The sequence below is a fragment of the Amycolatopsis sp. lyj-109 genome (assembly GCF_046548995.1).
Lineage (GTDB): Bacteria > Actinomycetota > Actinomycetes > Mycobacteriales > Pseudonocardiaceae > Amycolatopsis.
In genome coordinates, this window is sequence record NZ_JAJPWR010000004.1 from 141,536 (window position 1) to 166,974 (window position 25,439).

Genomic DNA, 25,439 nt, shown 5'->3' on the forward strand with positions numbered 1-25,439 from the left:
CGAGGCCGCTAACCCCCATGGGCACTTTCACGTGAAAGTGCCCACCTGGGGGCCGGGGCAGGGGGCACTTTCACGTGAAAGTGCCCCCTGCGTCGGGCTCATTTCGCGAGCAGGGTGAGCAGCCGGGCCACCTCGTCCCGGACCGCGTCCCGGCCGGGGGCCAGGTAGCGGCGGGGGTCGGTGAGGGCCGCGTGGTTCCCCAGCGTCGAGCGCACCGCTTCGGTGAGCACCTGGTTCAACCGCGTCCCGATGTTGACCTTGACGATGCCGCTCGCGACCGCACCGCGCAGGCCTTCGTCGGACACACCGGAGGAACCGTGCAGCACCAGCGGAACCGGAACGCTGCCGGCGAGCGCGGCGATCAGCGATTCGTCGAGCACCGCGCTGCGGTCGGCCATGGCGTGCGACGAGCCGACGGCCACCGCGAGCGAGTCGACGCCGGTCGCGGCGACGAACTCGCGGGCCTCGGCCGGGTCCGTGCGCACGCCGGGGGCGTGGGCGCCGTCCTTGCCGCCGATCTCGCCGAGCTCCGCCTCGACGCGGCAGCCCGCGGCGTGGCAGCGTTCGACGACGGCTTTCGTCCTGGCCACGTTCTCGGCGTAGGGCAACGCGGCGGCGTCGAACATGACCGAGGTGATGCCCAGGTCGAGCCCCTCGCGGATCAGCGTCTCGTCCTCGATGTGATCGAGGTGGACCAGGACGGGCACGGTCGCGGTCTCGGCCAGCCGCAGGCAGGCGAGCGCGAACGGCGCGAGCGAACCGTGGTACCGGACGGCGTTCTGCGAGATCTGCAGGACCACCGGGAGCCCGCTGCGCTCCGCGCCGGCCACGACGGCTTCGGCGTGCTCGATCAGGATCGCGTTGAACGCCCCGATCGCGCGCCGCTGCGCTCGCAGGTCGTCCAGCACCGTGGTCCAGTTCATCGGATCCTCTCCACCTTCACGGCACGTATCCACCGGTTCCTGGCCGCGACGTCGATCTCGCCGGCGACCGGCCGCAGCACGGCGGCGGCCGAGGTGGCGACCACGTCCGCGAGGGCGGCCGGCCAGTCCACTTCGGACGCACTCAGGTGCAGCGCCAGGGCCGCGGCTCCGGCGTCTCCGGCGCCGGCCGGGTTCCCGGTGACCACCTCGGCCGGCCGAGCGCGCCACGCACCCCGGGCGGTGACGGCGATCGCGCCGCCGGTGCCGAGGGTGGCCACCACCGCCGGGGCGCCCGCGGCCACGAGGTCTCGACACGCCTCGACTCCGGACCCGGTCAGTTCCTTCAGTTCGTCTTCGTTCGGCATGAGCACCGCGCCGCTCCCGGCGGCCTCGCGCAGGGCCGCACCGGAGACGTCGGCGATGACCGGAACGTCGTGCCGGGCGCACAGCCGGACCAGCTTCGCGGGGACGCCGTCGCCCAGTCCCTCGGGCACGCTGCCGGAGATCACGACGGCGCCGGCCGGCAGCTCGGCGCGCAGAGCGGCGGTGATGCCCGCCTCCGCCGTCTCGTCGGCCGGAAAGCCGTTCTCCTGCAACATGGTCGTGCCGTCGGCGCGAGTCACCACCGCCACGGTCCGCCGCACCGCGGGCAGCGCCGGGACGAGCCGGTGCGGGAGGCCCAGGCCGTCCAGCCCGTCGCGGAATTCGTCGGGCAGCCGGGTCGTGGTCAGCGCCAGCACCACGCTCTCGCCACCCAGGTCGCGCACCACCGCCGCGACGTTGACGCCCTTGCCGCCGGCGCGCGACCGGGCGTCCGGCACTCGCACGGTCTCCCCCGGACGCAGCGCGTCCACCCGGTAGGTCACGTCGACGGCGGGGTTGAGGGTGACCGTGAGGATCCGGCGGGTCACGGCTCGCCGCTCTTCTCCGCGCGGTAGACCATCAAGGTCGAGCCGGCCAGGGCCAGCACGATGCCCGCGATCTGGTACCCCGTGGGTGCGGCGCCGAAGAGCAGCAGCGACAGGACGATGGTCAGCACGGGAGCGAGGGCGTTGGTCACCGGCGCCACGATGGACGCCTTGCCCCGGCTCATCGCCATCACGAGGAACAGCGCGCCGACCGCGTTGAGCAGCTGGGTGCCGGCGGTGAGCGCGGGCGCCTGCCACGGGAACCCGAGCGGGAGCCCGCCCATCATCAGCACGGCGACCGGGATCAGCAGCAACCCGCTGACGGTCATCCAGCCGAACGTCGAAGCGTCGTCGACGCCGGCGAGTGCGGCCTTGCGCATGAAGAACGCCTGGACACCCCACGCCACGCAGACTCCCGCGGCCAGCGCCAGGTAGAGCCACCCGCTGTCACCGCCGTCGCCGGTCGAGACGGAGAACAGGACGACGGCGACGAGCGCGAGCAGCACGCCGGCCCAGGACCACCCGCCGAGTCGTTCCCGCAGGGCGGCGAACGCCAGCAGCACCGTGACCGCGGGCGAGAGCGCCACGATCGGGAAGATCACGTAGGCCGGTCCGATCGTGAGGGCCTTGAACAGCAGCAGCTGTCCACCGGCACCGGTGAGCCCGATCAGCAGCCCGTACCCGGCGGCGACCCGGCCGCGGTCGAACTTCCGGCCCCGCAGCGAGAACCACGCGGGCACGAGCATGGTCAGCGACCAGACCACGTACACCATCGGGTCGGGGTAGGCGTAGAGCTTGGTGGGCAGGCTGGAAATGGCCCCCCACACCCCCCAGAACACCACCAGCAGTCCGGCGTACGGAATCCAGCTGTTCGTGCGGGTGGCCGGCGCGGCCACCCCTGATCCGGTCATCTCGGCTCCTCAGCGAGGCAGGGACGCGGCCGGGTGGACTTGCCCGGCCCGCAACGGGTGTCCGTGCAGGCGCGCCGCGTAGAGCGCGGCACCGATGTGCGGTTCCAGCAGCGGCTCGCGGAGGTCGTACTCGAGGGAGAGCGCGTCGCGGAACGACGACAGCACGTGCGCCGAGCCGAACATGCCACCGGAGTACGACACCGGAACCCGGTGGGCGGCCTCGAATCCGAGCGCCGCCCGGCCGACGTCCACGAGCAGCGCGAGCTCCCGCCCGGCTTCCCGGAGCACGCCGGTCGCGACCGCGTCACCGGCTTCGGCGGCCCGGACCACGACCTTGCTCAGGTTCGCGATCCGGCCCCGGTCGCCGTGCCACCGGTTCACGACGACGTCGATCGCGTCGAAGTCGGCGGCGAGGCCGAGCGCCTGACGCAGTTCTCCGACGAGCGGGCCGGCCGGCAACCGTCCGTCGACCATGCGGCTGAACGCGTTGAGGCCCTGGATCGCGACCCAGTAGCCGGAACCTTCGTCACCGAACAGCTCGCTCCAGCCACCACCGCGCCACTGCCTGCCTTCGCGCTCGCCGTAGGCGATCGAGCCGGTCCCGGCGACGACGTTGATGCCGTCGATCGCCCCCAGCGACCCGGCCCAGCCACAGATCATGTCGTTGCCGCAGCGGTAGTTCCCCGTCCCGAGGATCCGGGCGGGTACCGCGTCGAGCACCGGCACGTCGGCGCTGATCTCCCCGTAGGCGGGCAGGCCGAAGAAGGCGTAGGTGATCGCCGAGACCGGGAGGCCCCCGGCCCGGCACACTTCGCCGATCCCCTGGCGCAACAGGGGTTCCACGATCTGCAGGCCTTCGCTCAGGTAGTACACGCTCGCGGTCCGGGCCTCCGCGACGACCCGGCCGTCGCGGTCGACCAGGCAGAACGCCGTCTTCGTCCCCCCGCCGTCGACACCGAGGAACACTTCAGCTCACCTCCGAAGGCACGAAATCGTGGATGACCACGCCCTGCACGACGCGGTTCACCTCCCCTTCCGGGAACGGGTTGTCCGGGGTGACGCCCAGCGCGAGCGAGCAGGCGAGCGCCGTCGTCTGCGCCGCGAGCACGGCGAGCAACGCGTACCCGGCAACGGGTACGCCGGGTGGCGAGGGCACCGGCCAGATCCGTGCGCCGCCCGACTCGGTGACGTCGTCCCCGCCCACCACGATCACCCGCTCCTCGCCGAGTGACCGCACCAGCTCGCGCGCGATGTCCACGTCGTACCGCCGCGCGTGGGGATCGGTCGACAGGAAGACCACGGCGATGGTGCGCTCGTCGAGCACCGACTTCGGTCCGTGCCGGAAGCCCAGCGCGGAATCGGCGATGCCGACCACCTCGCCCCGGGTCAGCTCGAGGCACTTGAGCGCGGCTTCCCGGGCGAGGCCGCGCAGCGGGCCCGAACCCAGGAACACCAGCCGGGCCGGTTTGGCGCCGGCTATCGCCGACGCGTGGTCCGCGGCACCGCCGAGCACCGCCGACCCGGCGCGCGCCAGCGCCTCGACGTCGACGTCCAGGCCGAAGGCGAGCAGGGCCGCCAGCGCCATCCCGGTGAACGAGGAGGTCATCGCGAAGCCGCGGTCGTTGACCTCGTCCGGCAGCGCCACCACGACCGCGTTCCCGGCACCGGACCACCGCCGCGCCAGCCGGCCGTCCGGATCGCAGGTGATCACCAGGTGCCGCAGCTCGGGCGCCAGCCGCTGCAGCAGGTCCGCCGCCGCGACGGACTCGGGGCTGTTGCCACTGCGCGCGAAGGACACCAGCACGATCGGGCGGTCGTCCACGACCACCGCGGCCGGATCGGCGACGATCTCCGTGGTCGCGATCGCCTCGACCGGCCGGCCGAGGTGACGCGCGAGATCGCGGGCCACGACCTCGCCGATGAACGCCGAGGTGCCCGCGCCGGTGAGCACGATCCGCCGGCCGGGGAGCCCGATCAGCGTCTCGATCTCCGGCCGCGCCCGCCGCACGGCGTCCGCCACCCGGATCCAGGTGGCGGGCTGCTGCTCGATCTCCCGCGCGGTCCGGCTGTCGCCGGACCACCGCCCGCTGCTGTGCATAGGTGCTGCCTCCGATGTCCGGGACGTACTCCCGGAGGTTCACCCGCTCCCGGGCGAGCGGGCAAGGTTCGCTGTCCAAATGCGCATCCGGAGTGAGCGTTTCCCCCGCTGTCGTAGGCTCGGCCCATGTCCACGGGGAACCGGCGCACCAGCCGGGCCGAACGGCTCTCGGAGCTGCTGCGGGTGCTCGCGGACACCGGCTCGCTGCACGTCGGTGAGCTCAGCGCGCGGTTCGGCGTCTCCTCCGCGACGCTGCGGCGCGATCTGGCCAAACTGGAGGAACAGCGGCTGCTGACCCGCACCCACGGCGGCGCGCGGACGCGGGGGCGCACGAACGAGGTGCCGCCGCCCTACCGGGAAAGCCGGTCACGGGACGCCAAACGCGCGATCGTGCACGCGGCGATCCGCACGCTGCCGACCGGGCCGCACGTCATCGCCCTCACCGGCGGCTCCACCACGAGCGAACTCGCCAGGGAACTGCCGGGCCGGGCGGATCTGACGGTGGTCACGAACGCGTTGAACATCGCGATGGACCTGGCGCTGCACCCCCGCCTGAAGCTGGTCGTCGTCGGCGGTGTCGCCCGGCCCCAGTCCTACGAGCTGGTCGGGCCCTGGGCCGAACACGTGCTGGCCTCGATCAGCATCGGCACGGCGTTCGTCGGCGTGGACGGGATCGACGCGGCGGGCATCACCACGCACGACGAGAACGAGGCGCGGACCAACCGCGCCATGCTGGGCCGCGCCCGGCGGGTGGTCGTGCTGGCCGACGGCAGCAAGCTCGGGCGGACCACCCTCGCCCGGATGGGCGACATCCAGGACGTGCACGAGGTCATCACCGACTCCTCCGCGGCGTCCGGCGCGGTCGCGGAGCTTCGCCGGGCCGGGGTCCGGGTCACCGTGGTCGAGGTCGGCGCCACCGGGGAGCGGTGAAACGCGCATCGCGAATGCGCGTTTCGTTGACCGCGGTGATCGTGCTGCCTACCTTTCGCCGACAACAGCCCCGACGATGATGGAGTCCGGATGAAGCGTTCCCTCCCCGTCCCCGGCAAGCGATTCGCTTCTTTCACGGCGGCCGGCGCATTGGCCGCCGGCCTGCTCGCCGCGGCCGCCGCCCCGGCCTCGGCCGCGGTCACCCTGCCCCCGCAGGCCGCCGGGTTCGACTACCAGATCGGCGGCGCCTACACCCCGCCGTCGGGGGTGCAGATCGTCAGCCGCGACGTCTCCGCGGCCCCGGCGAGCGGCAAGTACAACATCTGCTACCTCAACGCTTTCCAGGCGCAGAAGGGTGCGGACGGCGACTGGCCGAGCGACCTGCTGCTGCGCGATGCGAACGGCACCAAGGTCGTCGACCCGGACTGGCAGGAGACCCTGCTCGACCTGCGCACGGCCGACAAGCGCACCCGGGTCGCGGCCAAGGTCGGCAGCTGGATCGACACGTGCGCCTCGAAGGGGTACCAGGCGATCGAGCCCGACAACTACGACAGCTATTCGCGGTCCAAGAACCTGCTCACCACCACGCACGCGCAGGAGTACATCAAGCTCCTGTCCGCCCGCGCGCACGGCAAGAACCTCGCCATCGCCCAGAAGAACACCCCGGAACTGGCCGGCAACCGGGTCGCCAACGGCCTCGACTTCGCCGTCACCGAGGAATGCGGCGAATACGAGGAATGCGCCGACTACGCCGGCCCGTTCAACAACCGGGTGGTCGACGTCGAGTACACCGCTTCGGGCATGAGCAAGGGCTGCCCGGAGTGGAAGAGCAAGATCAGCATGGTCCGGCGTGACCTGTACGTGGTGCCCCAGGGGACGAGCGGGTACGTCCGCAAGACCTGCTGACAGTCCGTCTTGACACGTTCGATCGCGCTCGCTTTACTGCTGTCCACGTCGGAACGGCACCACCCGGCGTCAGAGGTATGCCCAGCCGGTATGTCGGCCTCCGCCGCGAGCCCGGACTGAGTCGCCAGGACCTTGGGTCCGAGGCGGGGTCGTGCCCACCATCATCCGGAGTCCGATGATGTCTTTCCCGTTCCCCGGCAAGGATTGCTGATGGACCGCCGCGGATTCCTGCGCGGCGCGGGCAGTCTGGCCCTCGGTGCCGCCCTCGCCGGCTGCGGCCCGGCGCGGGCCACCGGGGGCCCGGTCACGGTCGAGATCTGGCACGGCCAGACCGACACCGGCAAGAAGGTCCTGGAGGAGCTCGTCGCCGACTTCCACCGGACCCACCCCGGGATCCGGATCGACCTGGGCGGCGGCGTCCTCGCCGACGCGATGCTCCAGAAGATCACCGCGGCGCTCGCGTCGGGGTCGTTCCCGGACATCGCCTACGTCTTCGGCTCGGACCTCGCCAGCGTGGCGCGCAGCCCCAGCGTCGTCGACGTCACCGACCTCGTCGACGCGGGCCCCGGCTTCTGGGCACCGGCCCGGGAGGCGGTCACCGTCAACGGCCGCGTCCGCGCGGTCCCGGCGCTGCTCGACTCCCTGGCCGTGGTGTGCAACAAGGAGTTGTTCGCCGGCGCCGGGATTCCGCTGCCCGAGGCGGGCTGGACGTGGGCCGATTTCGTCGGCACGGCGAAGAAGCTCACCGACGCGGGCAGCGGCACCTTCGGCACCGCGTGGCCCGCCACCGGCGACGAAGACACCGTGTGGCGGCTGTGGCCGATGGTGTGGGACCTCGGCGGCGACGTCATCGGCCCCGGCGGGCGCGGCATCGGGTTCGCCGAGCAGGGCGTCCGTGCCCTCGAGGTGGTCCGCGACCTCGCCGCGGCACACGCCGTCTACCTCGACCCGAAGACCGGCAGCGAGCAGATGTACCAGGCGTTCCAGGCCGGGCACATCGGCATGGTCGCGACCGGCCCGTGGCAGCTGCCCGACATCACCGACGCCGGGATCGACTACGCCGTCGTGCCGCTGCCGAGCTTCAGCGGCCGTCCGGTGACCATCTCCGGCCCGGACACCTGGACGCTGTTCGACAACGGCGAAGAACGCGTGGCGGCGGCCCGCACCTTCCTGTCCTGGCTGGCGGACCCGGCCCAGGACGTCCGCTGGGACGACGGCGCGGGCAGCCTCCCGCTGAGCCGCCGGACGCAGCAACTGCCCGCGTGGCAGGAGAAAACCGCCGGAACCCCGGGCCTGCCGGTCTTCGTCGACGCGCTGGAGAACGCCCGGGTCCGGTCGGTGCACCCGGCCTACCCGCAGGTGTCGGCGGCACTGGGCACCGCGATCGTCGCCGTGCTGCTCGGCCGGGCGGCCCCGGCCGACGCCATGCACGACTGCGCCGCGGCCGCGAACGCCGCCTTGATCATTCCGCGATAGGGAGCCGCCATGCCCGGACTGCCGAGGCCCATCACCGTGCCAAGCCGAGGCTCCGCCTCGGGCCGGGGGCTCCGCCACCCGGAACCCCCGAAAAGCTCGGTCACACCCGGACCACACCGGCGGCGCCGCGAAACCGCGGCCGCGTGGGCCTACATCTCGCCCGCCGTGCTCATCATCCTCGGCCTCGGCGTGCTGCCGGTGGCCTGGTCGCTCGTACTGTCCTTCCAGGTCGACGACCTGGTGACCCCGAGCCGCTGGGTGGGCCTGGACAACTACGCCGCGCTCGCCCAGGACCCGCACTTCGCCCAAGCCGTCGGGAACACCGTGCTGTACACGGTGTTGTACGTCCCGCTCAGCATCCTGTTCGGGTTCCTGCTGGCGCAGGCGCTGAACCGGCGCATCCGCTTCGCCGGCGTCTACCGGACGCTCGTGTTCGTCCCGTTCGTGCTGTCGGCGACGGCCCAGGGCGTGCTGTTCTCGTTCATCCTCGACCCGCAGTTCGGCGCGGCCAACTCAGCTCTGCACCACCTCGGCGTGTCGCCGCAGGGCTTCCTGACCGACCCGGCGCAGGCGCTGCTGGTGCTGGTCGGCATCACGCTGTGGAGCGGCACCGGCTTCTGCGTCGTGGTGTACCTGGCCGCGCTGCAGGACGTCCCGCCGTCGCTGGTCGAAGCCGCGCGGCTGGACGGCGCCGGGACGTGGCGCGTGCTGCGGCACGTGACGCTGCCCGCGGTGACCCCGGTGACGGCGTTCCTCCTGCTGTGGCAGCTGATCACCTCGCTGCAGGTGTTCGACCTGGTCTACGTGACGACCAAGGGCGGCCCGCTCGGGTCGACCACGGTGATCGTCTACTTCGTCTGGGAGCAGGCGTTCAAGAACTTCACCGCCGGCTACGGCGCGGCGTCGGCCTACGTGCTCGCGCTGGCCCTGCTGGTGGTCGTGGTCGCCGTCCGTGTGCTGCGCCGGCCCGGGAAGGCGCTGCGATGACCGCCCGGCTCGACGTGCCCGCGACCCGTGCCGTGCTGCCCGTGCTGCGCCGGCCCCGGTTGCTCTTCAGTCCCTGGCACCTGCTGCTCGTGCCGCTGGCGCTGCTGTTCGCGGCGCCGCTGGTCTGGCTGCTGCTCAGCTCCGTGATGAGCAACGCCGAGATCAACCGGTTCCCGCCCGCCCTGTGGCCGTCCCGGGTGGACTTCTCGGGGTACCGCTACGTCCTCGAGAACGCGCTGTTCGTGCGCTGGTTCTCGAATTCGCTGATCGTCTCGGCGGTGACCGTGGTGTCGAACCTGCTGTTCGGCACGCTGGGCGGGTACGCGTTCGCGCGGATGCGGTTCGCCGGCTCGCGGGCGTTGCTCGCGCTGATGATCGCGACGATGGCGATCCCCTTCCAGCTCACCATGATCCCGACGTTCCTGGTGATGAAGCGGCTCGGCCTGATCGACAGCCTCGGCGCGCTCATCGTGCCGTCGCTGGTGACGCCGTTCGCGGTGTTCCTGCTGCGCCAGTTCTTCCTGTTGCTGCCCCGGGAGCTCGAAGAAGCGGCGTGGATCGACGGCTGCTCGCGGCTGCGCGTGCTGTTCACCATCGTGGTGCCACTGTCGCGGCCGGCGCTGAGCACGGTGGCCGTGCTGACCTTCCTCAGCACGTGGAACGACCTGACCTGGCCGCTGATCGCGGTCAACCACGACACGACCTACACCTTGCAGCTGGGGCTCACGACGTTCCAGGGCCAGCACCACACGAACTGGGCCGCGGTGATGGCGGGCAACGTCATCACCGTGCTGCCGGTGCTGCTGGCCTTCCTCGGCGCGCAGAAGACCTTCATCCAGTCGGTCACCTCCAGCGGGCTCAAGGGCTGAGGCGTCCCCCCTTCGCACATCGGATCGGATTCGCATGACTGCCAAGATCACCTTCGTCGGCGCGGGCAGCGTCGTGTTCACCCAGGCCTTGCTCGCCGACCTCTTCGCCTACCCGGAGCTGGCCGGCGTGCACGTCGCCCTGCACGACATCGACCCGGACCGGCTGGCCACCGCGCTGGCCGCGGCCCGGCGGATCGCCGCCGTGCGGGGCGCCAAGCCCGTGCTCACCGCGCACGCGGACCGCCGGGAAGCGTTGTCGGGCGCGGACTTCGTCGTCAACACGGTCCAGATCGGGATGGCGGCGGCGACGCGCACCGACTTCGAGGTCCCCGAGCGCCACGGCCTGCACCAGACCATCGGCGACACCCTCGGCATCGGCGGGATCTTCCGCGCGCTGCGGACGTTCCCCTTCCTGAAGGCACTCGGGGACGACATCGCCGACGTCTGCCCGGAGGCGTGGCTGCTGAACTACACGAACCCGATGGCGATGAACGTCCAGTTCCTGGGCGAGGCCACCGGGCTGACGCGGGTCGTCGGGCTGTGCCACTCGGTGTACTGGACCGTGCACGGGCTCGCGGAGCTCGTCGGGGTGCCGTTCGACGAGGTCACCTACCTCGCGGCCGGCGTCAACCACCAGGCGTGGGTGCTGCGGTTCGAGCACGGGGGCGCCGACCTCTACCCGCGGCTGCGGGAGCTGGCCGAGTCGGACGGGCAGTTGCGGCGGCGCGTCCGGTTCGACATGCTGCGGCGGCTCGGCTACTACCCGACGGAGACCAGCGAGCACTCCGCCGAGTACGTGCCCTGGTACCTCAAGCACGACACCGAGATCGACCGCCTCCGCCTGCCGATCGGTGCCTACCTCGGCATCGTCGCGGAGAACGAAGCCGAGTACGAACGGACCCGGCGGGCGATCGCGGCCGACGAGCCGCTGCCCGTCGAAGGCGCCGGCGAGTACGCACCGCAGATCGTGCACAGTGTGGTGACCGGCACCCCGCGGACCGTCTACGGCAACGTCGTCAACCGCGGCCTGATCGAGAACCTGCCGTCCGGCGGCGTGGTCGAGGTGCCGTGCCTGGTCGACGGCACCGGCGTCCGGCCGACCCGGATCGGCGCGCTGCCACCGCAGCTCGCGGCGCTCAACCGGACGTACCTGAGCGTCGCCGGCCTGGTCGTGCGCGCGGCGGTCGAGGACGATCCGCGCAACATCCGCCACGCGGCGATGACCGACCCCGCGACGGCGGCCACGCTGCCGGTCGAGCAGATCTTCGAGCTGTGCGACGACCTCGTCCGCGCCCACGGCGACCGGCTCCAGCCCGGCCTGCGCGCCGTCCTCGGCGGCTGACCGCGCCCGGAGTCGGGCGAACCGCACCCGCGGCACCGGCGAACCTGGCACGATTGCCGGTATGCCCGACGACACCGAGCTGCGCCTGCGCATCATCGGCGAAGACGCCGCCTCGCGGCTGCGTTCCCTGCACCACTGGCTGGGTCACGAGGACGACCTTCGCGGCCGCGTCGAGCTGCGGAACCGGCCGATCGCACCCGGGGAGATGGGCGGCGTCGTGGACGTGCTCACCGTGGCCCTCGGCTCCAGTGGCGCCGGGGCCGTGCTGATCCGCTCGCTCGCCCGGTCGGTGTCGACGTGGCTGACCCAGTCCCGCGCCGACGTTAGTGTCACCGTGACCACCACCGGGGAGACGCGGGAAGTCAAGGTGGACGTCCGGCGGGCCCGCGACCCCGAGGCTGTCCTGCGCAGCGTCGAGCAGCTGCTCGAGCCGGGCCGGTCCGGCCAGGCGTGACCCGGCCCCGGTTTCCGGACGCGGCCTCCTCGCGCGCGGTGCTGATCGGCGTCAGCCACTACGAGTCCGGGGAACTGCCGCCGCTCCCCGCCGTGCGCGCCAACCTGGCCGACCTGCGGGCCGCGCTCACCGACCCGGACGTCGGCACGGTCACCGGGAGCGGCTGCCGGGTCCTCGGCGACGACGCCGTGCCGGCCGACGTCGGCAGCGCCCTGGCCGCGGCCGGCCGGGAGGCGGACGACCTGCTGCTCGTGTATTACGCCGGGCACGGCGTGCTCGACGTCGACGGGGTGCTGCACCTGGCGCTGCGCACGACCAGCGAGGAGCAGCCCGGCTGGACCGCCGTCTCGATCAACCTGATCAAGCGAGAACTCGGGCGGGCCAGGGCCCGGACGCGGGTGCTCGTGGTGGACTGTTGTTTCTCCGGCCGGGCGGTCGAGGCGATGGCCGCCCCGGCCGGCCTGGTCGCCGGGCAGCTGCGGCTGACCGGCGGGGTCACGCTGGCCTCGGGCCCGGCCAACGAGCCGTCGAGGGCACCGGTCGGCTGGCGCCACACGGCGTTCACCGGCGCGTTGCTGAGCGCGCTGGCGAACCCGGAGCCGCTGACCCTGAACGGCATCTACCGGCACACCGACGCCACGCTGGACGGCCTCGGGCTGCCCCGCCCGCGGTACGAAGCGGTCGACTCGGCCCAGGACCTGGCGCTGGTCCGCGGCCCGGCAGCGCGCCCGGAGCCGCCCGAATCCAGGCCGACCGCGGGATCGCAGCCGGGCTTGCGCCCCGAACCCGCGCCGGCCACAGCCCCCGATCCCGGGCCAAGCCGCGCCGCACCCCATCGGAACGAACCCGAAGCCGCGCCAAGCCTGGACCCCGAACCCACCTCGAGCCCCGCCACCGCGCCCGAACCCGCGCCAAGCCCGACCACGCCCCGCCGGAACGAACCCGAAGCCGCGCCAAGCCCGCACCCCGAACCCACCCCAAGCATCGCCACCGCGCCCGAACCCGCGCCAAGCCCCACCACACCCCATCGGAACGAACCCGAAGCCGCGCCCAACCCGCACCCCGACCCCACGCGGGCCCCGGCCACAGCGCCCCCAACCATTCTCAGCCCGGCTCCCCCGGCCGGGCGGCGAGCCGTCACCACGCCGCCGGGCGTCGCGACGTCGGCCCCGCCGGAACCCGCCGCGTCCTTCGCCCTCGAGTCCGGCCGCCGTCCGGCCGTGGCCAAAGCCGCCCTGTGCGTTCCCGCGGGTGTGGGGGCGGCCGTCCTTTCCTGGATCAGCTTCACCGACCCGTTCCGCAACGCCGGGCCGGGGTTCTGGGACATCACGATCGGCGCGCTGTTCGGGCTGTTCTTCGCCGTGGTCGCCGTCTCGGCCGCGGTCGTGGCGGTCGCCGGCCTGCGCTCGTCCTCGGCCGGCTGGACCTCGGCGGGGTTCGACCGGACCAGGATCGTGCTGCTGGGGCCGGGCGGGATGCAGACGGTGCCGTGGCAGCAGATCGCCCGCCTGGCCGTCACCCGGCGCGCGGCGGAGCCACCGACCGTCGTGCTCGTCCTTCGCCCGGCTGCCGCCCTCCCGGCCGGTGTCAAGGCCAGGAACGGCCGCGTGGTTCTCGGACGGTGCCGGAAGTGGTCGGAGCTCTCGGCCGCCGCGCGGCGCGTCGCCCCGCCGTCGGTGGCGGTCGATCGCGGAGTTCGCAAGCTGCCGCGCTGAATCAGCGCAGCACGGCCTGAAGCCGCGCGGCGCGCGCCTGGGCACCGGGCGCGGCGGGGGTGCAGAACTCCGTCACCATCGCCAGGATCCGGGTCGCCGCCGCGGCGGGCGAAGCGGTCAGGTCGGGGCTGGACGCGACCGTGATCCCGCGGGTGCCGGCCTCGTCGCTCATGCTCCACGTGTTGTACCCGGGCACGTCCCCGCCGTGCCCCCAGACATCGGGCGCGCCGGGACCGCAGATTCCGTTCAGGGAAAGGCGCATCAGCCCGAGCCCGTAGCCGACCAGCCCACCCTCGCCCGGCCACGGAACGGTGGTCTTCATCTGGCCGAGCAGATCGGCCGGCAGGAGTTCGCCGCCGAGCAACGCGTCGAAGAAGCGGTTCAGGTCGGCCGCGCTCGAGATGACGTTCCCGGCCCCGAAGTACCGGCTGAGGTTGTAGACGGTGACGTCCGTCAGCCCCCGCGGCGCCGGGTAGAGCTGCTCGTAGCCGCGGATGGCCGGGCGCGGCACCAGCGGGAAGTCCCGTGGCAGGAACGTGTCCGTCAGGTGCAGCGGGCCGGTGATCCAGTCGGTGAGCACCTGCTCGAACCGGCGGCCGGTGAGCTTCTCCACCAGCAGCGCCAGCACGTTGTAGCCGGTGTTGGAGTACGACCAGCTCGTGCCCGGCGGGAACAGCAGCGGTTGCCCGGTGCTGTCGTGGATCGCCTCGACCTCGCCGAAGTGCACGAAGCGCTCGGTGTCCACCTCCTCCAGGGTCGTCCAGGTGTACTGCGGCGCCAGGTCCCGCGGCACGCCACTGGTGTGCTGCAGCAGCTGGCGGACGGTGATCGGCTCCGGGTAGGGCAGCAGCCCGGGCAGGTACTTCGCGATCGGGTCGTCCAGCCGCAGCCGGCCCTTCGCCGCGAGCTTCAGCACGAGTGTCGCCGTGAACGTCTTGGACACGCTCCCGATCCGGAACCGCCCGCCGGTGTCCGGCTTCGCCCCGGTGACGACGTCACCGACGCCGGCGCGTCCCCGCCACCGCCCGGCCGGATCCGCCGCGATCGCGATCATCCCCACGTTCCCGGCCTGCACGGCGGTGTCCAGGGCGGTCTGCCGCGGGTCGGCCACCGCGGCGCCGGTACCGGTACCGGCGACCAGAAGCACGGCGCAAGTGACGGAAACGACCAGTCGACGCATGATTCCCCCCGGTGTCTGCAGTCGCCTACGACGGTAGCGCAGAACCACCGGCCACGTCCCGATTCGAGGGCGAACAAAGGTCTTGAATGACTCATTCAGGACCTCGGAGGTCCTGAATGAGTCATTCAAGACCTACGCGATCACCGTCGAGCCGGGCCGCGGCTCCGGCTGTCCGGCACTCGTTGACCGCCACGCCCCGCACTCCGTAGGTTCGACACTGAACGAGGAGGTCCGGAATGAGCCATCTGGTGCGATTCGCCGACGGAACCGGCACCATCCGGGTCGGCGTGCTCACCGATGAGCAGGTGCGGCCGCTCGCGGTGGCGTCGATGAGCGACCTGCTGCGCCGGCCCGTGGCGGAGATCCGCGAGCTGACCGAGACCGCCGGGGAGCCCGTCTCCCCGGCCGGGATCCGCCTGCTGCCGCCGCTGGACGGGCGGATGGAGGTGTGGGCCGCCGGGGTGACGTACCTGCGGTCCGAGGAGGCCCGTCGCGAGGAAAGCGCCGACGAGGACGTCTACGCGCGGGTGTACCGCGCGCAGCGGCCGGAGTTGTTCTTCAAGTCGCCCGCGTGGCGCGTGGTCACCGACGGCGAGCCGGTCGCCATCCGCGCCGATTCCGCCAACAACGTGCCGGAGCCGGAACTGGGCCTGCTGCTGACCGCCACCGGCGAGATCGCCGGGTACGTGGTGGTCGACGACGTCAGCTCGCGCAGCATCGAAGGCGAGAACCCGTTATACCTCCCGCAGGCCAAGATCTACACCGGTTCGTGCGCGGTGTCGGCGCGGGTGCGGCCGGCGTGGGAGGTGCCGGACCCGCTGTCGCTCGACCTCCGCATGCGCATCCTGCGCGACGGTCACGAGGTGTTCGCCGGCGAGGCCAGCACCACCCAGCTGAACCGCGAACCGGCCGCACTGGTCGAGTACCTGTGGCGGGACAACGACTTCCCCGACGGCGCCGTGCTCTCCACCGGCACGTCCGTCGTGCCGGGGCTCGATCTCGGGCTGCGACCGGGAGACGTCGTCGAGATCGAGATCGGCGAGGTCGGATCGCTGCACTGCCCCGTGGTGCTGGGCGCGGACGAGGTGCGCCGCGTGCTCGCGGCCCGCTGAGAGTCCGGCGGCCCGCGGAAACGCGGCCGGGTGCCGTTCGCTCACGCCGGTGTCAGCTGCCACTGCTGGTTGGGCCCGTTGTTGGCCGTCCACTGGACGACCTGCGCGCCGTCGGTGGTCGCTTGGCCGTACACGTCGGCGACCAGGCCGCTGTCGTGGCTGACGATCGAGTAGTAGCCGTCACCGGTGGCGCGCAGGTACCACTGCTGGTTGGTGCCGCCGTTGGCGGTCCACTGCTGCAGTTGCAGCCCGGCGGTGGTGGCGGAACCGTTGACGTCGAGGGCTTTCCCGCTCGCGGTGTAGCGCAGGGTGTACGCCCCGCCCTGGACGGTGCCGACGGTCCAGGTGGCGGTCCCGGTCTGCTGGACCGCCTTGGCACCGTCCGAAGTGGAATTGCCGGCGATGGCGAGCGGCTTGCCGCTGTTGCGGTTGACGATGCGGTAGGTGCCGGGCGCGGGGCCGGTGCCCGTGCCACCCAGCGTGAAGTACTCGACCGCGTCGCTGAACGTCGCCGTGCCGGCCTTGCCGGTCGAGAGCACGAGGTACACCCGCGAGCCGGTCGCCGGGGCGGTGAACGACACGGGCTGGGCCACCCGCGCCCCCTGCGGAATCGAGAGGGTCGCCCCTCCGGACGCGAGCACCGCGCCGGCCGGGCTGTCGAGCCGGGCGCTCCAGGCGAAGTCCACGGCGGTGCCGGCGAGGTCGTCGTTGAAGACGGTGACGGTCCGGTTCACCGAGGCGCCGGCGGCGTAGCCCGGCACCGCCTGCGGCAGGGGGAAGGTGCCGCCCGCGTCCGAACCGCCGGACGCCGACCAGTACGGCAGGTCGATCGCGGCGACCGGGTTGAACGCGGCCTGGACCCGCTGGAACTGCGGGTTGCTCCACGGGTCGGTCAGGTTGTCCGCGCCGTAGAGCGGATGGCCGCCCTCCTCGGGCGTGAAGTCCGTGGACCGCACCCCCGGGATGACGCCCGCCCAGGCGGACAGCAGCGTGTAGGGGCGCAGGTCGTTGGCGCCCTTGCCGCGCTTGGCGGCCGTTGCCGTGGCGAACCATTCGAAGCCTTGCTTGGTGTTGCACTTCGGCCAGATGTACTCGCCTTCGCCGTCGGGCCGGCCGGGCACCGACGGCACCCGCTCGCCGTACTGGCCGGTGCCGTCGAGGTAGTGCGCGAAGACGGCGAAGTTGGGCTGGTTCATGTTCGGGTACCGGCTGGGCGAGTCGGCGCCGGGCGCGGCGTCCACGCTGATCGGGCGGGTGCCGTCGGCGCCGTTCACCGCCGCGTAGAGATCCTGCTCGAACTGCTCGGAGTCGTTGCCGAAGCTGGGTTCGTTCGCCTGGCTCCAGCGGACGACCGCGGGGTGGTTGCGATCCCGCAGCGTCAATCCCCGGACGTGGTCGACCATGTTGTCGTGCCCGCCGGCGAAGTCCTCCGCCCCGCCGCGGATCCCGCTCTCGTCGATGATCATCAGGCCGAGCTCGTCGGCGACGTCCAGCATGTACGGGCTGGCCGGTTCCTGGTGGATCCGCACGACGTCGAAGTTCAGCCGCTGGTAGTTGTCGACCGCTTGGGGCCAGCCGGGATTTCCCGGTGACGGCGGGAGAAAGCCGGGCAGCGTGTCGTAGGCGTCCCCCTTGCCGCCATTGTCGATCCGGTCGTAGTCGGCGCCCTGGAGATTGTCGCCGCGGTAGTTCACGCGCACGCCGTTGAGCTCGAAGTACTCGCCGTTCTGCGTGCTCTCGCGGAACCCGAACCGGTACTCGGCGTCGCTCGTGCGCCCGTCGTCGGTGGTCGCGTGCACCGACAGCCGGTGCAGCTGTGCCCGGTACCCCTGGCGGTAAGGCACGTTCGGCCACCAGTACGACGTCGTGCCGAGGTTCCACGCGACCGGGCCGACGGTCGCCTTGGCCGTCGAGTGGGCGGGCACGCTGACCGTGCGGCCCGGCAGCGCCGGATAGGCGAACGAGCCGCCGCCGTCCGAGGCGAGCGCCCCGGTGAGGGTCACCGACCGGGCGACGGCGGAGGTGTTCGTCACGGACACGTCGTAGGTGAGGGACCGGTTCGCCACCGACGTGCGGACGAACGTGTCGCTGACGTACACCGCCGGGTACGTCCGCAGGAACGCCGACCGGAAGATGCCCTGCGGTACGGCCTCCGACCAGTCGGCGGCCACCGGCACCAGGTACTTGCCCGCGCTGTTCCGCAACGCGCCGCGGCCCTTCACCGCCACGCTGATCGTGTGCGTGGTGCCGGGCGCGGCGTACGCGGTGATGTCGAAGTTCGACGGCGTGAAGGCCGTGGTCCGGGTGGCGACCACCCGCCCGTCCACGGACAGCGTCGCCTGGTGGTTGACCGCACCGAACTCGATCCACGCCGACTGCGGCTGCCCCGAGTCCGGGACGGTCACACTGCGCGAGTACACCGCCTCGTTCACGTCGGTGAAACCCTGCTTGTACCAGCCGCCACCGGGCACGGTGATCGACGTCGCCGCCCGCCCCGCCGGGGTGAAGCTCCACGTCCCGGCCAGGTCGACCGACCCGATCGCGGCGTTGCCCGCGGTGACGCCGTCGACCTGCGGCGTCGAGGTGGCCGGAACCGGCCCGGCGGGTCGCGCACCCGCCGCGGCGGCCGGGTGCGTTCCCACGACCGCGGTGAGCAGCGCCGCGACGGCCGCGAGCACCGGCGTGCAGCGTCGACGGCGCGGCAGCCGGAGGTGTCGTCGCATGACGCGAGCCTTTCGTCGGGAATGGCGCCACCGTCACGGAACCGGCGGAGTTCGCAGTACCGGGGAAAGGCACGCGGTCGGCACAAGCAGGCATCAAGGACAGCACTCCGCCGCGCGCGACGTCAAGAAACAGGCCGCATTTTCACGGCGTTTCCTGGGATATCCGGACGCGACCGACCCTTTTGAAAGTTTCACCCGCCACGAAAGTTCGTGAAGGCCACCTTGAGGAACTTGAAGTTCCTCAAGGTGGCCTTCACGAACTTGGCCGGAAAAGCGCGAGCCGGAATTTCTCAGGCGGCGTGGCGGCCTGTCGGCCGTTGCGGGAAGCGCCGCCGCTGCGGTGGGTCACCGGCCCGCGGCGAAGAAGTCTCCGGAGAGCTCGTGGCGTCGTCCCCCGGGACGGGCAGGCGGTCCGCGGAATGCGGCGCGGGCCGGCGCTTGTGCTGCCGGCGCACCGCGACGAGCAGGGCGACGCCGACGACGACGAGCCCGTGGGAGGCCACCCGGTCCAGCGCCACCTCCCCCGTGGTCAGGTCGACGCCGGAGATGATGCCCAGCACGACCACGAACCCGCCCAGCGCCGGCAGGAGCCCGGCGGCCGTGGCGGGCCGGAGGGCGGCCCACAGCAGCCCGATGCCCACGGCGACGTTCCAGGCGGCGCTCTCGTTGCCGAGGTGCACCGCGGCCGCGAGCGTGCCGTGACCGGCGTGGCCGACGTCCGCGCCCAGCAGCTCGGCCAGCCCGAGCCCGCTCTGCACGAGCGCGACCAGGCCGAGCGCCACCCGCAGGCCCCAGCGCTGCGGCCGCGACACCGGCGCCTCGGCCAGGATCTTCGCCGTGAGGTCCGGCACCTGGGGCGCTTCCCGGACCAGCGTCAGCCGGCGCAGCGCGGTCGCGCGCTCCTGCCAGGCGCGGCAGTCCGGGCAGCCGGTCAGGTGCCGGTCGAGGACGTCCTCCGGCACCACCGGCTGCTCCCCGTCGACGCGGGCCGAAATCGATTCGCGCAGTTCCGAGCAGTCCACACTCCCATAGTCGCTCACCGGGCGATCCCGGTTCCCGCGGGTGTCGGCTGCGGGCCCGTTCGTGGCTTCCGGCCGGGACCGCGGCGAGCGGGCCTTCGAGGCGTCCGGGACACTTCAGCCCACGAGCGGGTAGCGCGCCGACCGGCCGGCCAGGGCCGCGAGCAGGTCCTCCCGTGCTCGCGCGACGCGGGACCGAATGGTGCCGACCGGGCACCCGCACACCGCGGCGGCGTCCGCATAGGACAGTCCGAGCGTCTGGGTCAGCACGAAGGCCGTGCGGCGATCCTCGTCGAGCGCCGCCACCAGCTCGTCGAGCACGACCTGCTCGTCGAGCCGCTCGGGCGGGACGACGCTGTCGGCCGCGGCCTGCCAGTCCGCCCCGGTGGTGCGGGGACGGACCCGCGCCGCGCGGATGTGGTCGGCCACGACGCGGCGGGCGATGGCCAGCACCCAGGTGCGGGCCGAGGAGTCACCTCGGAACCCCGGCAGGCTGCTCAGCACCCGCAGGAACGTCTCCTGGGTGAGGTCGTCGGCCGTCCGCGGACTGTCCAACGCGGCGACGAACCGCCAGACGTGCGGCTGGGCGGCACGGAGGAACTGTTCGAGCGCCACCTGATCGCCGCGCCCGGCTCGCAGCGCCCAGCCGGTCAGTTCGGGATCTTCCGCGCGTTGTGCGGTCACATCCCGTACTACGCGCCCGCGCCGCGTCCGGTTGAAAATGATCTTGTAAAAACCCGCGGGAACCGATCACCCGCCGGCACCGACCTTGTCACCACGAGGCCACGAACAGGGCACGAAAGGTGAGGCGATGATCCGGACACAGTACGAGGTCACCGGGATGACCTGCGGACACTGCGCCAGCTCGGTCCGCGAGGAGCTCGGCGAGCTGCCGGGCGTGCGCACCGTCGACGTCGACGTCCCGAGCGGCGCGGTCGAGATCGCGAGCGACGCCGCCCTCGACCCGGGACAGGTGGCCGAAGCGATCCGCGCCGCCGGCTACCAGCTCGTCCGATGACCACGACCGGCCACCGCGCGCCGAAAGCGCCGAGAGCGCCGAGCCGGGAGGTCGAGCTGCTGATCGGCGGCATGACCTGCGGGTCGTGCGCCGCGCGGATCGAACGCAAGCTCAACCGGCTCGACGGTGTCCGCGCGGGCGTCAACTACGCGACCGCCAAGGCCCTGGTGCACGTGCCGCCGACGCTGACCGTCGAGGACGTGGTGCACGCCGTGCAGGCCGCGGGCTACACGGCGACGCTGCCGGAAGACCAGCCGGTCGAAGAAGGACCGGACGCGGTGCGCCGGCGGCTGCGGCTCTCCGCCGTGCTCGCGATCCCCGTCATCGCGTTCGCGATGGTGCCGCCGACGCAGTTCCCCGGCTGGCAATGGCTCTCCCTCGTGCTGGCCACGCCCGTGGTCACCTGGGGCGCCTGGCCGCTGCACCGGGCGGCACTGGCCAACCTGCGGCACCGCACCGCCACCATGGACACCCTGGTGTCGATCGGCGTCTCCGCCGCCTACCTGTGGTCGCTGTACGCGCTGTTCCTCGGCGGTGCCGGGGAGATCGGGATGCGGCACGAGTTCGAGCTGACGCTGTCGGCCGAGCAGGGCGACGGGATCTACCTCGAGGTCGCCACCGGCGTGACGCTGTTCATCCTGGCCGGGCGCTTCTTCGAGGCCCGCTCGCGCCGCCGCTCCGGGGCCGCGCTGCGCGCCCTGCTCGACCTCGGCGCGAAGGACGTCACGATCCTGCGCGACGGCCGCGAGGAGCGGCTGCCGATCGAGCAGCTGCGCGCCGGTGACCTGTTCGTCGTGCGGCCGGGTGAGAAGGTCGCGACCGACGGCGTCGTGGTCGACGGCGCCTCCGCGGTCGACCTGAGCCTGGTGACCGGCGAGGCGGTGCCCGTCGAGGTCGCCGCCGGCGCCGAGGTCGTCGGCGCGACCGTGAACCTCAGTGGCCGCCTGCTGGTCCGGGCCGGCCGCGTCGGCGCCGAGACCCAGCTCGCCCGCATCGCCGCGATGGTCGAACGCGCGCAGAACGGCAAGGCACAGGTCCAGCGGCTCGCCGATCGGGTCTCGGCGGTGTTCGTCCCCATCGTGATCGGGCTTTCGCTGGCCACGCTGGGGTTCTGGCTGGCCACCGGTGCCGGTGGCGACGAAGCGTTCACGGCCGCGGTGGCGGTCCTGATCATCGCCTGCCCGTGCGCGCTCGGTCTCGCCACGCCCACCGCGCTGCTCGTCGGCACCGGCCGCGGTGCCCAGCTCGGTGTGCTGGTCAAGGGCCCGGAGATGCTGGAGTCCACCCGCCGCGTCGACACCGTCGTGCTCGACAAGACCGGCACGATCACCACGGGCAAGATGACCCTGACCGCCGTCCGGACCGCCGACGGGGTGCCCGCGGACGTGGCCCTGGAGCTGGCTGCCGCGCTGGAAAGCGCGTCGGAGCACCCGATCGCGGCCGCGATCACCGACGCGGCACGTCGTCGGTTCGGCCGGGTCGGGCAGGTCCACGAGTTCCGGACGGTCGCCGGCTTCGGTGTGCTCGGCCGGGTCGGTGGGCACCGGGTCGTCGTCGGCCGCCCGGAGCTGCTGCAGCGGTTCTCGATCGGCGTGCCGGCCGTGCTGGCCCGGGCGAAGGAGACGGCCGAGCAGGCCGGGAACACCGCCGTGGTGCTGGCCTGGGACGGCTTCGCCCGCGCGGTGCTGGTCGTCGCCGACACCGTCAAGCCGACCTCCGCGCCGGCGGTCTTCCAGCTGCGGCGCCTCGGGCTCACGCCGGTCCTGCTCACCGGCGACAACCAGGCCGTGGCCCGGGCCATCGCCCGGGAAGCCGGGATCACCGAGGTGGTCGCCGAGGTCTCCCCCGAACAGAAAGTCGCCGTGATCGAGGACCTCAAGGCCCAGGGCCGGGTGGTCGCGATGATCGGCGACGGCGTCAACGACGCGGCCGCGCTCGCGGCGGCCGACCTCGGGCTGGCGATCGGCACCGGGACCGACGCGGCCATCGAAGCCGCCGACCTGACGCTCGTGCGCGGCGATCTGCTGGCCGCGGTGGACGCGATCCGGCTCTCGCGGCGGACCCTGAGCACGATCAAGGCCACCTGTTCTGGGCGCTGGCCTACAACGTCGCGGCGTTGCCGCTGGCTGCCGCCGGGTTGCTGAACCCGATGATCGCCGGTGCGGCGATGGCGCTGTCGAGCTGCCTGGTCGTGTCCAACAGCCTGCGGCTCACCCGGTTCCGCGGCACGACGGCGCGGGCGGCACTGGCCGGATCATGAGAGCTCCGCGCAACGCCCGGGTCGCACGGGCGTTGCGCGGGGCCGCCGGCCTACTGCCGGGACCGCCGCAGGCGCAGCCCGGCCACTCCCGCGGCCACGACGACCACGGCCGCGACCAGGATCCACCCCCACCCCGGGATCCCGCCGCCGGTGTCGCTCACCGCGGCCGGGGCCGGCGAGGTCGTCGTGGCGGGCGCTGCCGCCGAGGACGACGCGGGCGCGGCGGAGCCGGCGGTGGTGGGCGGCGACGCGGGCTTGCCACGAGGGTGCCCCGCATGAACCAGCACCTCGGCCGTCATCCGATCAGCTGACCCGGGAACCATCCCGCGGGCGCGTCCGACTACTGGAGCGGTGGCAGCCCGGCGAGCCGAGGAGAACGACCATGGACCCTTCCCTGCGTCACGTCGCGACGTTCTGCGGACAGTGCAACTGCGGCTGTCCGGAGCTGTACGTGGCGGAAAACGCGCCCGCCGAGCGGTGCATCGTCATCACCGACGACTTCGGCCAGAAGATCGAAATGAGCGTGGCACAGCTCGAAGTCCTGGTCGCCGACATCAAGACCGGGGTGCTCGACCAGCTCGTCACCCCGGCCTGACGGTCACAGCATCGCCAGCAGCACCACGGAGGTGCCGAGGCCCATCAGGGCGTCGGCGCCCCATCCGGCCGTGCGCACCGACGGCGGCGCGACACGTGCCCCGTCGACCACCCGGGCCAGGAACACGGTCCCCGCCAGGCAGAACGCGATCGCGAGCGTGAGCGCGACGATCACGACGTCGGCGGGCACTCCCCCGCCGGCCGACGGGAGGGCCATCGCCATGCCCTCCATCCCCGGCATGTCCATGGTCGTCGCCGCCCCGCTGCCGATCATGGCGCGGGGCATGGCGAACACCATCCAGACCATCGCGAGCATCATCGCCGCGTGGTAACCGGGGTGCCACCGGCCCTCGTGGGCGGTGCCCCGCGCCGCCGCCACGGCGAACCACGCCGCGGCGAACCCGAACAGCACCACCTGCGGCAAGCCGGCCACGCCCATCGTGGCCGGCCACACCATCGCGACCATGGCCGCGCACATCGCCGCGTGCAGCAGGTCACCGATCCGGCACGACACGGTGCCCTGCCGGACGCAGCGGTAGAGGCAGAACGCCCCGGCCGCCACGAACACCGCGGTCAGGATCCATCGCAACCCGGTCGCCTCGATCACGCCTTCACCTCCGCCCGGCGCGCGCCGACGATCAGGTCCACGACCAGGAAAGCCAGCAGCGACAACCCGAACACCGGCAGGTAGTAGCCCACGACCGCGGTCACCACCAGGAACGGCGCCACCACCCGCCCCGGAATCCGGCGCCATGTCCCGCGCTTCGGCGGACGTCCGACGCGAGCTTCGCTCCGGGTCGGGCGGCGCAGCCACCACATCCGATACCCCCAGAAGATCACCGCGATCAACCCGACGGCCAACCCGGTGAGCACGATCTGGTTCGCCACCCCGAACAGCAGGCCCATGTGGGCGTCGATCCCCCAGCGGGACAGCTTGGCGGCCACCGAATAGTCGGCGAACCGCAGGGTGTCGGTGATCCGGCCGGTCGCCGGGTCGACGGCCATCGAGTCCGCCTTCGTCGGCCACTCCCGGCCGACCTGCGCCACGACGTACGCCTTGCCCGGCGCGGACGGCGGCCGGATCTCCACCGGGTCCGCCAGACCGGCCTGCAGCGTCGCCGCGCGCACGGCGTCGATGCCGACGTCCGCGCCCGGAGGGGCGGCCGTGGGGAGTGCGGTCGACACCGACGGCGTCGTCCAGTCCAGCTGCGCACGAAGCTCGCTGATGTTGTCGCCGGCGTGCTCGGACCACGTCAGTCCGGTGGCCGAGAGGACCAGCAGCCCGGCCGCGATCACCAGCCCGGTCATGCGGTGCCAGGACAAGAGCCGTCCGCGCGCGCTCTCCGACTTCTTCCGCTTGCGGCTCCCGATCCAGAGCCCGATCCCGGCCAGCACGACCACCCACAGCCAGCTGGCCGCGAGTTCGCTGTACCAGCGGCCGAAGTCACCCAGCTGCAGGTTGGCGTGGAGCCCGTCGATCCAGCCGCGCAACGGCATCGCCTGGCCCGAACCGTAGGTCTCGAGTTGCCCACGGATCTCACCGGTGTGCGGGTCGACGAACACGGTGTGGTGATAGCTCGGCTCGAGCCCCGGGCGGGTGAAGATCACCTGCGTGGAGTCGGTGGGATCCGGCCCGGGCCGGATCCCGGTGACCGTCCCGTCCGGCACCGCCGCCTTCGCGACGGCCGCCTGCTGGGCCAGCGGGACGACGCCGGGCGCGGCCGGGACGTGCAACTCGTGGTCGTAGACGGCCCGCTCCACCTGCGGAGTCCAGGTGTACGCCAGCCCGGTCACCGCCGCGACCAGCAGAAACGGGCCGACGAACACCCCGGCGTAGAAGTGCAGCCGCACCAACAGCGGCCGGACGGCGGCCCACGCGAACCGCGGTTGCGCGGCCGGCTCGGCCGGCTCGGCCGTCCGCTCGTCGCTCTGGTCGATCGACATCGAGCTCCCTTCACCTCCGCGACGCCCGGTTCGGTCGCTCCAGGAGAAGGTCGGCCCGGAAGAGTGAACG

General features: G+C 72.6%; 23 protein-coding genes and 1 pseudogene. 12 read left to right on the forward strand and 12 right to left on the reverse strand.

Going from position 1 to position 25,439, the window contains the following annotated elements:
* Positions 1–98: 98 nt before the first annotated feature.
* From ACLJQF_RS10410 to ACLJQF_RS10430, 5 genes are read right to left on the reverse strand one after another with little or no spacing between them, the layout of a single operon-like run.
* Positions 99–923 carry a class II fructose-bisphosphate aldolase gene (locus ACLJQF_RS10410; RefSeq protein WP_410608040.1) on the reverse strand — a complete coding sequence of 275 codons (825 nt, stop codon included), beginning with the start codon at positions 921–923 and terminating at the stop codon, positions 99–101.
* Entirely contained in the window at positions 920–1,834 is a 915-nt protein-coding gene (locus ACLJQF_RS10415) for a 1-phosphofructokinase family hexose kinase (RefSeq protein WP_410608041.1), read from the reverse strand. The genes ACLJQF_RS10410 and ACLJQF_RS10415 overlap by 4 nt, the downstream gene beginning before the upstream one ends.
* Positions 1,831–2,742: a DMT family transporter gene (locus ACLJQF_RS10420; protein ID WP_410608042.1), complete on the reverse strand. Its 912-nt coding sequence runs from the start codon at positions 2,740–2,742 to the stop codon at positions 1,831–1,833. The genes ACLJQF_RS10415 and ACLJQF_RS10420 overlap by 4 nt, the downstream gene beginning before the upstream one ends.
* A gap of 9 nt (positions 2,743–2,751) precedes the next feature.
* Entirely contained in the window at positions 2,752–3,708 is a 957-nt protein-coding gene (locus ACLJQF_RS10425) for an N-acetylglucosamine kinase (RefSeq protein WP_410608043.1), read from the reverse strand.
* 1 nt (position 3,709) lies between these two features.
* Positions 3,710–4,840, reverse strand: a complete 1,131-nt coding sequence (locus ACLJQF_RS10430) for an SIS domain-containing protein (RefSeq protein WP_410608044.1) — start codon at positions 4,838–4,840, stop codon at positions 3,710–3,712.
* Between the two features lie 126 nt (positions 4,841–4,966).
* On the opposite strand from ACLJQF_RS10430, the gene ACLJQF_RS10435 reads away from it, so the two are divergent.
* The 8 genes from ACLJQF_RS10435 (at position 4,967) to ACLJQF_RS10470 (ending at position 13,519) form a co-directional block, all read left to right on the forward strand.
* Positions 4,967–5,770: a DeoR/GlpR family DNA-binding transcription regulator gene (locus ACLJQF_RS10435; protein ID WP_410608045.1), complete on the forward strand. Its 804-nt coding sequence runs from the start codon at positions 4,967–4,969 to the stop codon at positions 5,768–5,770.
* A gap of 90 nt (positions 5,771–5,860) precedes the next feature.
* The gene (locus ACLJQF_RS10440; protein ID WP_410608046.1) at positions 5,861–6,676 is read left to right on the forward strand and encodes an endo alpha-1,4 polygalactosaminidase; all 816 of its coding nucleotides are present in this window, start codon (positions 5,861–5,863) and stop codon (positions 6,674–6,676) included.
* 210 nt (positions 6,677–6,886) lie between these two features.
* Positions 6,887–8,152 carry an ABC transporter substrate-binding protein gene (locus ACLJQF_RS10445; protein WP_410608047.1) on the forward strand — a complete coding sequence of 422 codons (1,266 nt, stop codon included), beginning with the start codon at positions 6,887–6,889 and terminating at the stop codon, positions 8,150–8,152.
* Positions 8,153–8,317: 165 nt separating this feature from the next.
* The gene (locus tag ACLJQF_RS10450) at positions 8,318–9,139 is read left to right on the forward strand and encodes a carbohydrate ABC transporter permease (protein WP_410608048.1); all 822 of its coding nucleotides are present in this window, start codon (positions 8,318–8,320) and stop codon (positions 9,137–9,139) included.
* Positions 9,136–10,008 carry a carbohydrate ABC transporter permease gene (locus ACLJQF_RS10455; protein WP_410608049.1) on the forward strand — a complete coding sequence of 291 codons (873 nt, stop codon included), beginning with the start codon at positions 9,136–9,138 and terminating at the stop codon, positions 10,006–10,008. Before ACLJQF_RS10450 ends, ACLJQF_RS10455 begins: the two co-directional genes overlap by 4 nt.
* A 34-nt stretch (positions 10,009–10,042) precedes the next feature.
* A complete protein-coding gene (locus ACLJQF_RS10460) occupies positions 10,043–11,350 on the forward strand; it encodes an alpha-glucosidase/alpha-galactosidase (protein WP_410608050.1) in 1,308 nt (435 codons plus the stop codon).
* A 61-nt stretch (positions 11,351–11,411) separates the two neighbouring features.
* Positions 11,412–11,804, forward strand: coding sequence for an effector-associated constant component EACC1 (locus tag ACLJQF_RS10465; RefSeq protein WP_410608051.1), 393 nt, complete (start codon positions 11,412–11,414; stop codon positions 11,802–11,804).
* Positions 11,801–13,519: a caspase, EACC1-associated type gene (locus ACLJQF_RS10470; RefSeq protein ID WP_410608052.1), complete on the forward strand. Its 1,719-nt coding sequence runs from the start codon at positions 11,801–11,803 to the stop codon at positions 13,517–13,519. The genes ACLJQF_RS10465 and ACLJQF_RS10470 overlap by 4 nt, the downstream gene beginning before the upstream one ends.
* A gap of 1 nt (position 13,520) precedes the next feature.
* Here the strand turns inward: ACLJQF_RS10470 and ACLJQF_RS10475 are convergent, their stop codons facing one another.
* Positions 13,521–14,699, reverse strand: a complete 1,179-nt coding sequence (locus ACLJQF_RS10475) for a serine hydrolase domain-containing protein (RefSeq protein ID WP_410608053.1) — start codon at positions 14,697–14,699, stop codon at positions 13,521–13,523.
* A 236-nt stretch (positions 14,700–14,935) separates the two neighbouring features.
* On the opposite strand from ACLJQF_RS10475, the gene ACLJQF_RS10480 reads away from it, so the two are divergent.
* On the forward strand, positions 14,936–15,811 hold the full coding sequence (locus ACLJQF_RS10480) for a fumarylacetoacetate hydrolase family protein (protein ID WP_410608054.1): 876 nt from the start codon (positions 14,936–14,938) through the stop codon (positions 15,809–15,811).
* Between the two features lie 41 nt (positions 15,812–15,852).
* Here ACLJQF_RS10480 and ACLJQF_RS10485 read toward each other — a convergent pair whose 3' ends face one another.
* From ACLJQF_RS10485 to ACLJQF_RS10495, 3 genes are all read right to left on the reverse strand, one after another.
* Entirely contained in the window at positions 15,853–18,534 is a 2,682-nt protein-coding gene (locus tag ACLJQF_RS10485) for an RICIN domain-containing protein (RefSeq protein WP_410608055.1), read from the reverse strand.
* A gap of 290 nt (positions 18,535–18,824) precedes the next feature.
* Positions 18,825–19,574, reverse strand: coding sequence for a zf-HC2 domain-containing protein (locus tag ACLJQF_RS10490; protein ID WP_410608056.1), 750 nt, complete (start codon positions 19,572–19,574; stop codon positions 18,825–18,827).
* 96 nt (positions 19,575–19,670) lie between these two features.
* Entirely contained in the window at positions 19,671–20,237 is a 567-nt protein-coding gene (locus ACLJQF_RS10495) for a sigma-70 family RNA polymerase sigma factor (protein ID WP_410608057.1), read from the reverse strand.
* A 127-nt stretch (positions 20,238–20,364) separates the two neighbouring features.
* Here ACLJQF_RS10495 and ACLJQF_RS10500 point away from each other — a divergent pair, with 127 nt between their 5' ends.
* Together ACLJQF_RS10500 and ACLJQF_RS10505 are read left to right on the forward strand one after the other, a co-directional pair.
* Positions 20,365–20,571, forward strand: coding sequence for a heavy-metal-associated domain-containing protein (locus ACLJQF_RS10500; RefSeq protein WP_410608058.1), 207 nt, complete (start codon positions 20,365–20,367; stop codon positions 20,569–20,571).
* Positions 20,568–22,831: pseudogene (locus tag ACLJQF_RS10505) on the forward strand (heavy metal translocating P-type ATPase). Before ACLJQF_RS10500 ends, ACLJQF_RS10505 begins: the two are co-directional and overlap by 4 nt.
* 50 nt (positions 22,832–22,881) lie before the next feature.
* On the opposite strand, the gene ACLJQF_RS10510 reads toward ACLJQF_RS10505, so the two are convergent.
* Positions 22,882–23,130, reverse strand: a complete 249-nt coding sequence (locus ACLJQF_RS10510) for a hypothetical protein (RefSeq protein WP_410608059.1) — start codon at positions 23,128–23,130, stop codon at positions 22,882–22,884.
* Between the two features lie 83 nt (positions 23,131–23,213).
* Between ACLJQF_RS10510 and ACLJQF_RS10515 the strand changes: the two genes are divergently transcribed.
* Positions 23,214–23,426 (forward strand): hypothetical protein, encoded by a 213-nt coding sequence (locus ACLJQF_RS10515; RefSeq protein ID WP_410608060.1) that lies wholly within the window; start codon positions 23,214–23,216, stop codon positions 23,424–23,426.
* A 3-nt stretch (positions 23,427–23,429) separates the two neighbouring features.
* Here the strand turns inward: ACLJQF_RS10515 and ACLJQF_RS10520 are convergent, their stop codons facing one another.
* Both ACLJQF_RS10520 and ACLJQF_RS10525 read right to left on the reverse strand, forming a co-directional pair.
* Positions 23,430–24,032 (reverse strand): DUF5134 domain-containing protein, encoded by a 603-nt coding sequence (locus tag ACLJQF_RS10520; protein WP_410608061.1) that lies wholly within the window; start codon positions 24,030–24,032, stop codon positions 23,430–23,432.
* Positions 24,029–25,369 (reverse strand): PepSY-associated TM helix domain-containing protein, encoded by a 1,341-nt coding sequence (locus ACLJQF_RS10525; RefSeq protein WP_410608062.1) that lies wholly within the window; start codon positions 25,367–25,369, stop codon positions 24,029–24,031. Before ACLJQF_RS10525 ends, ACLJQF_RS10520 begins: the two co-directional genes overlap by 4 nt.
* Positions 25,370–25,439 lie beyond the last annotated feature (70 nt).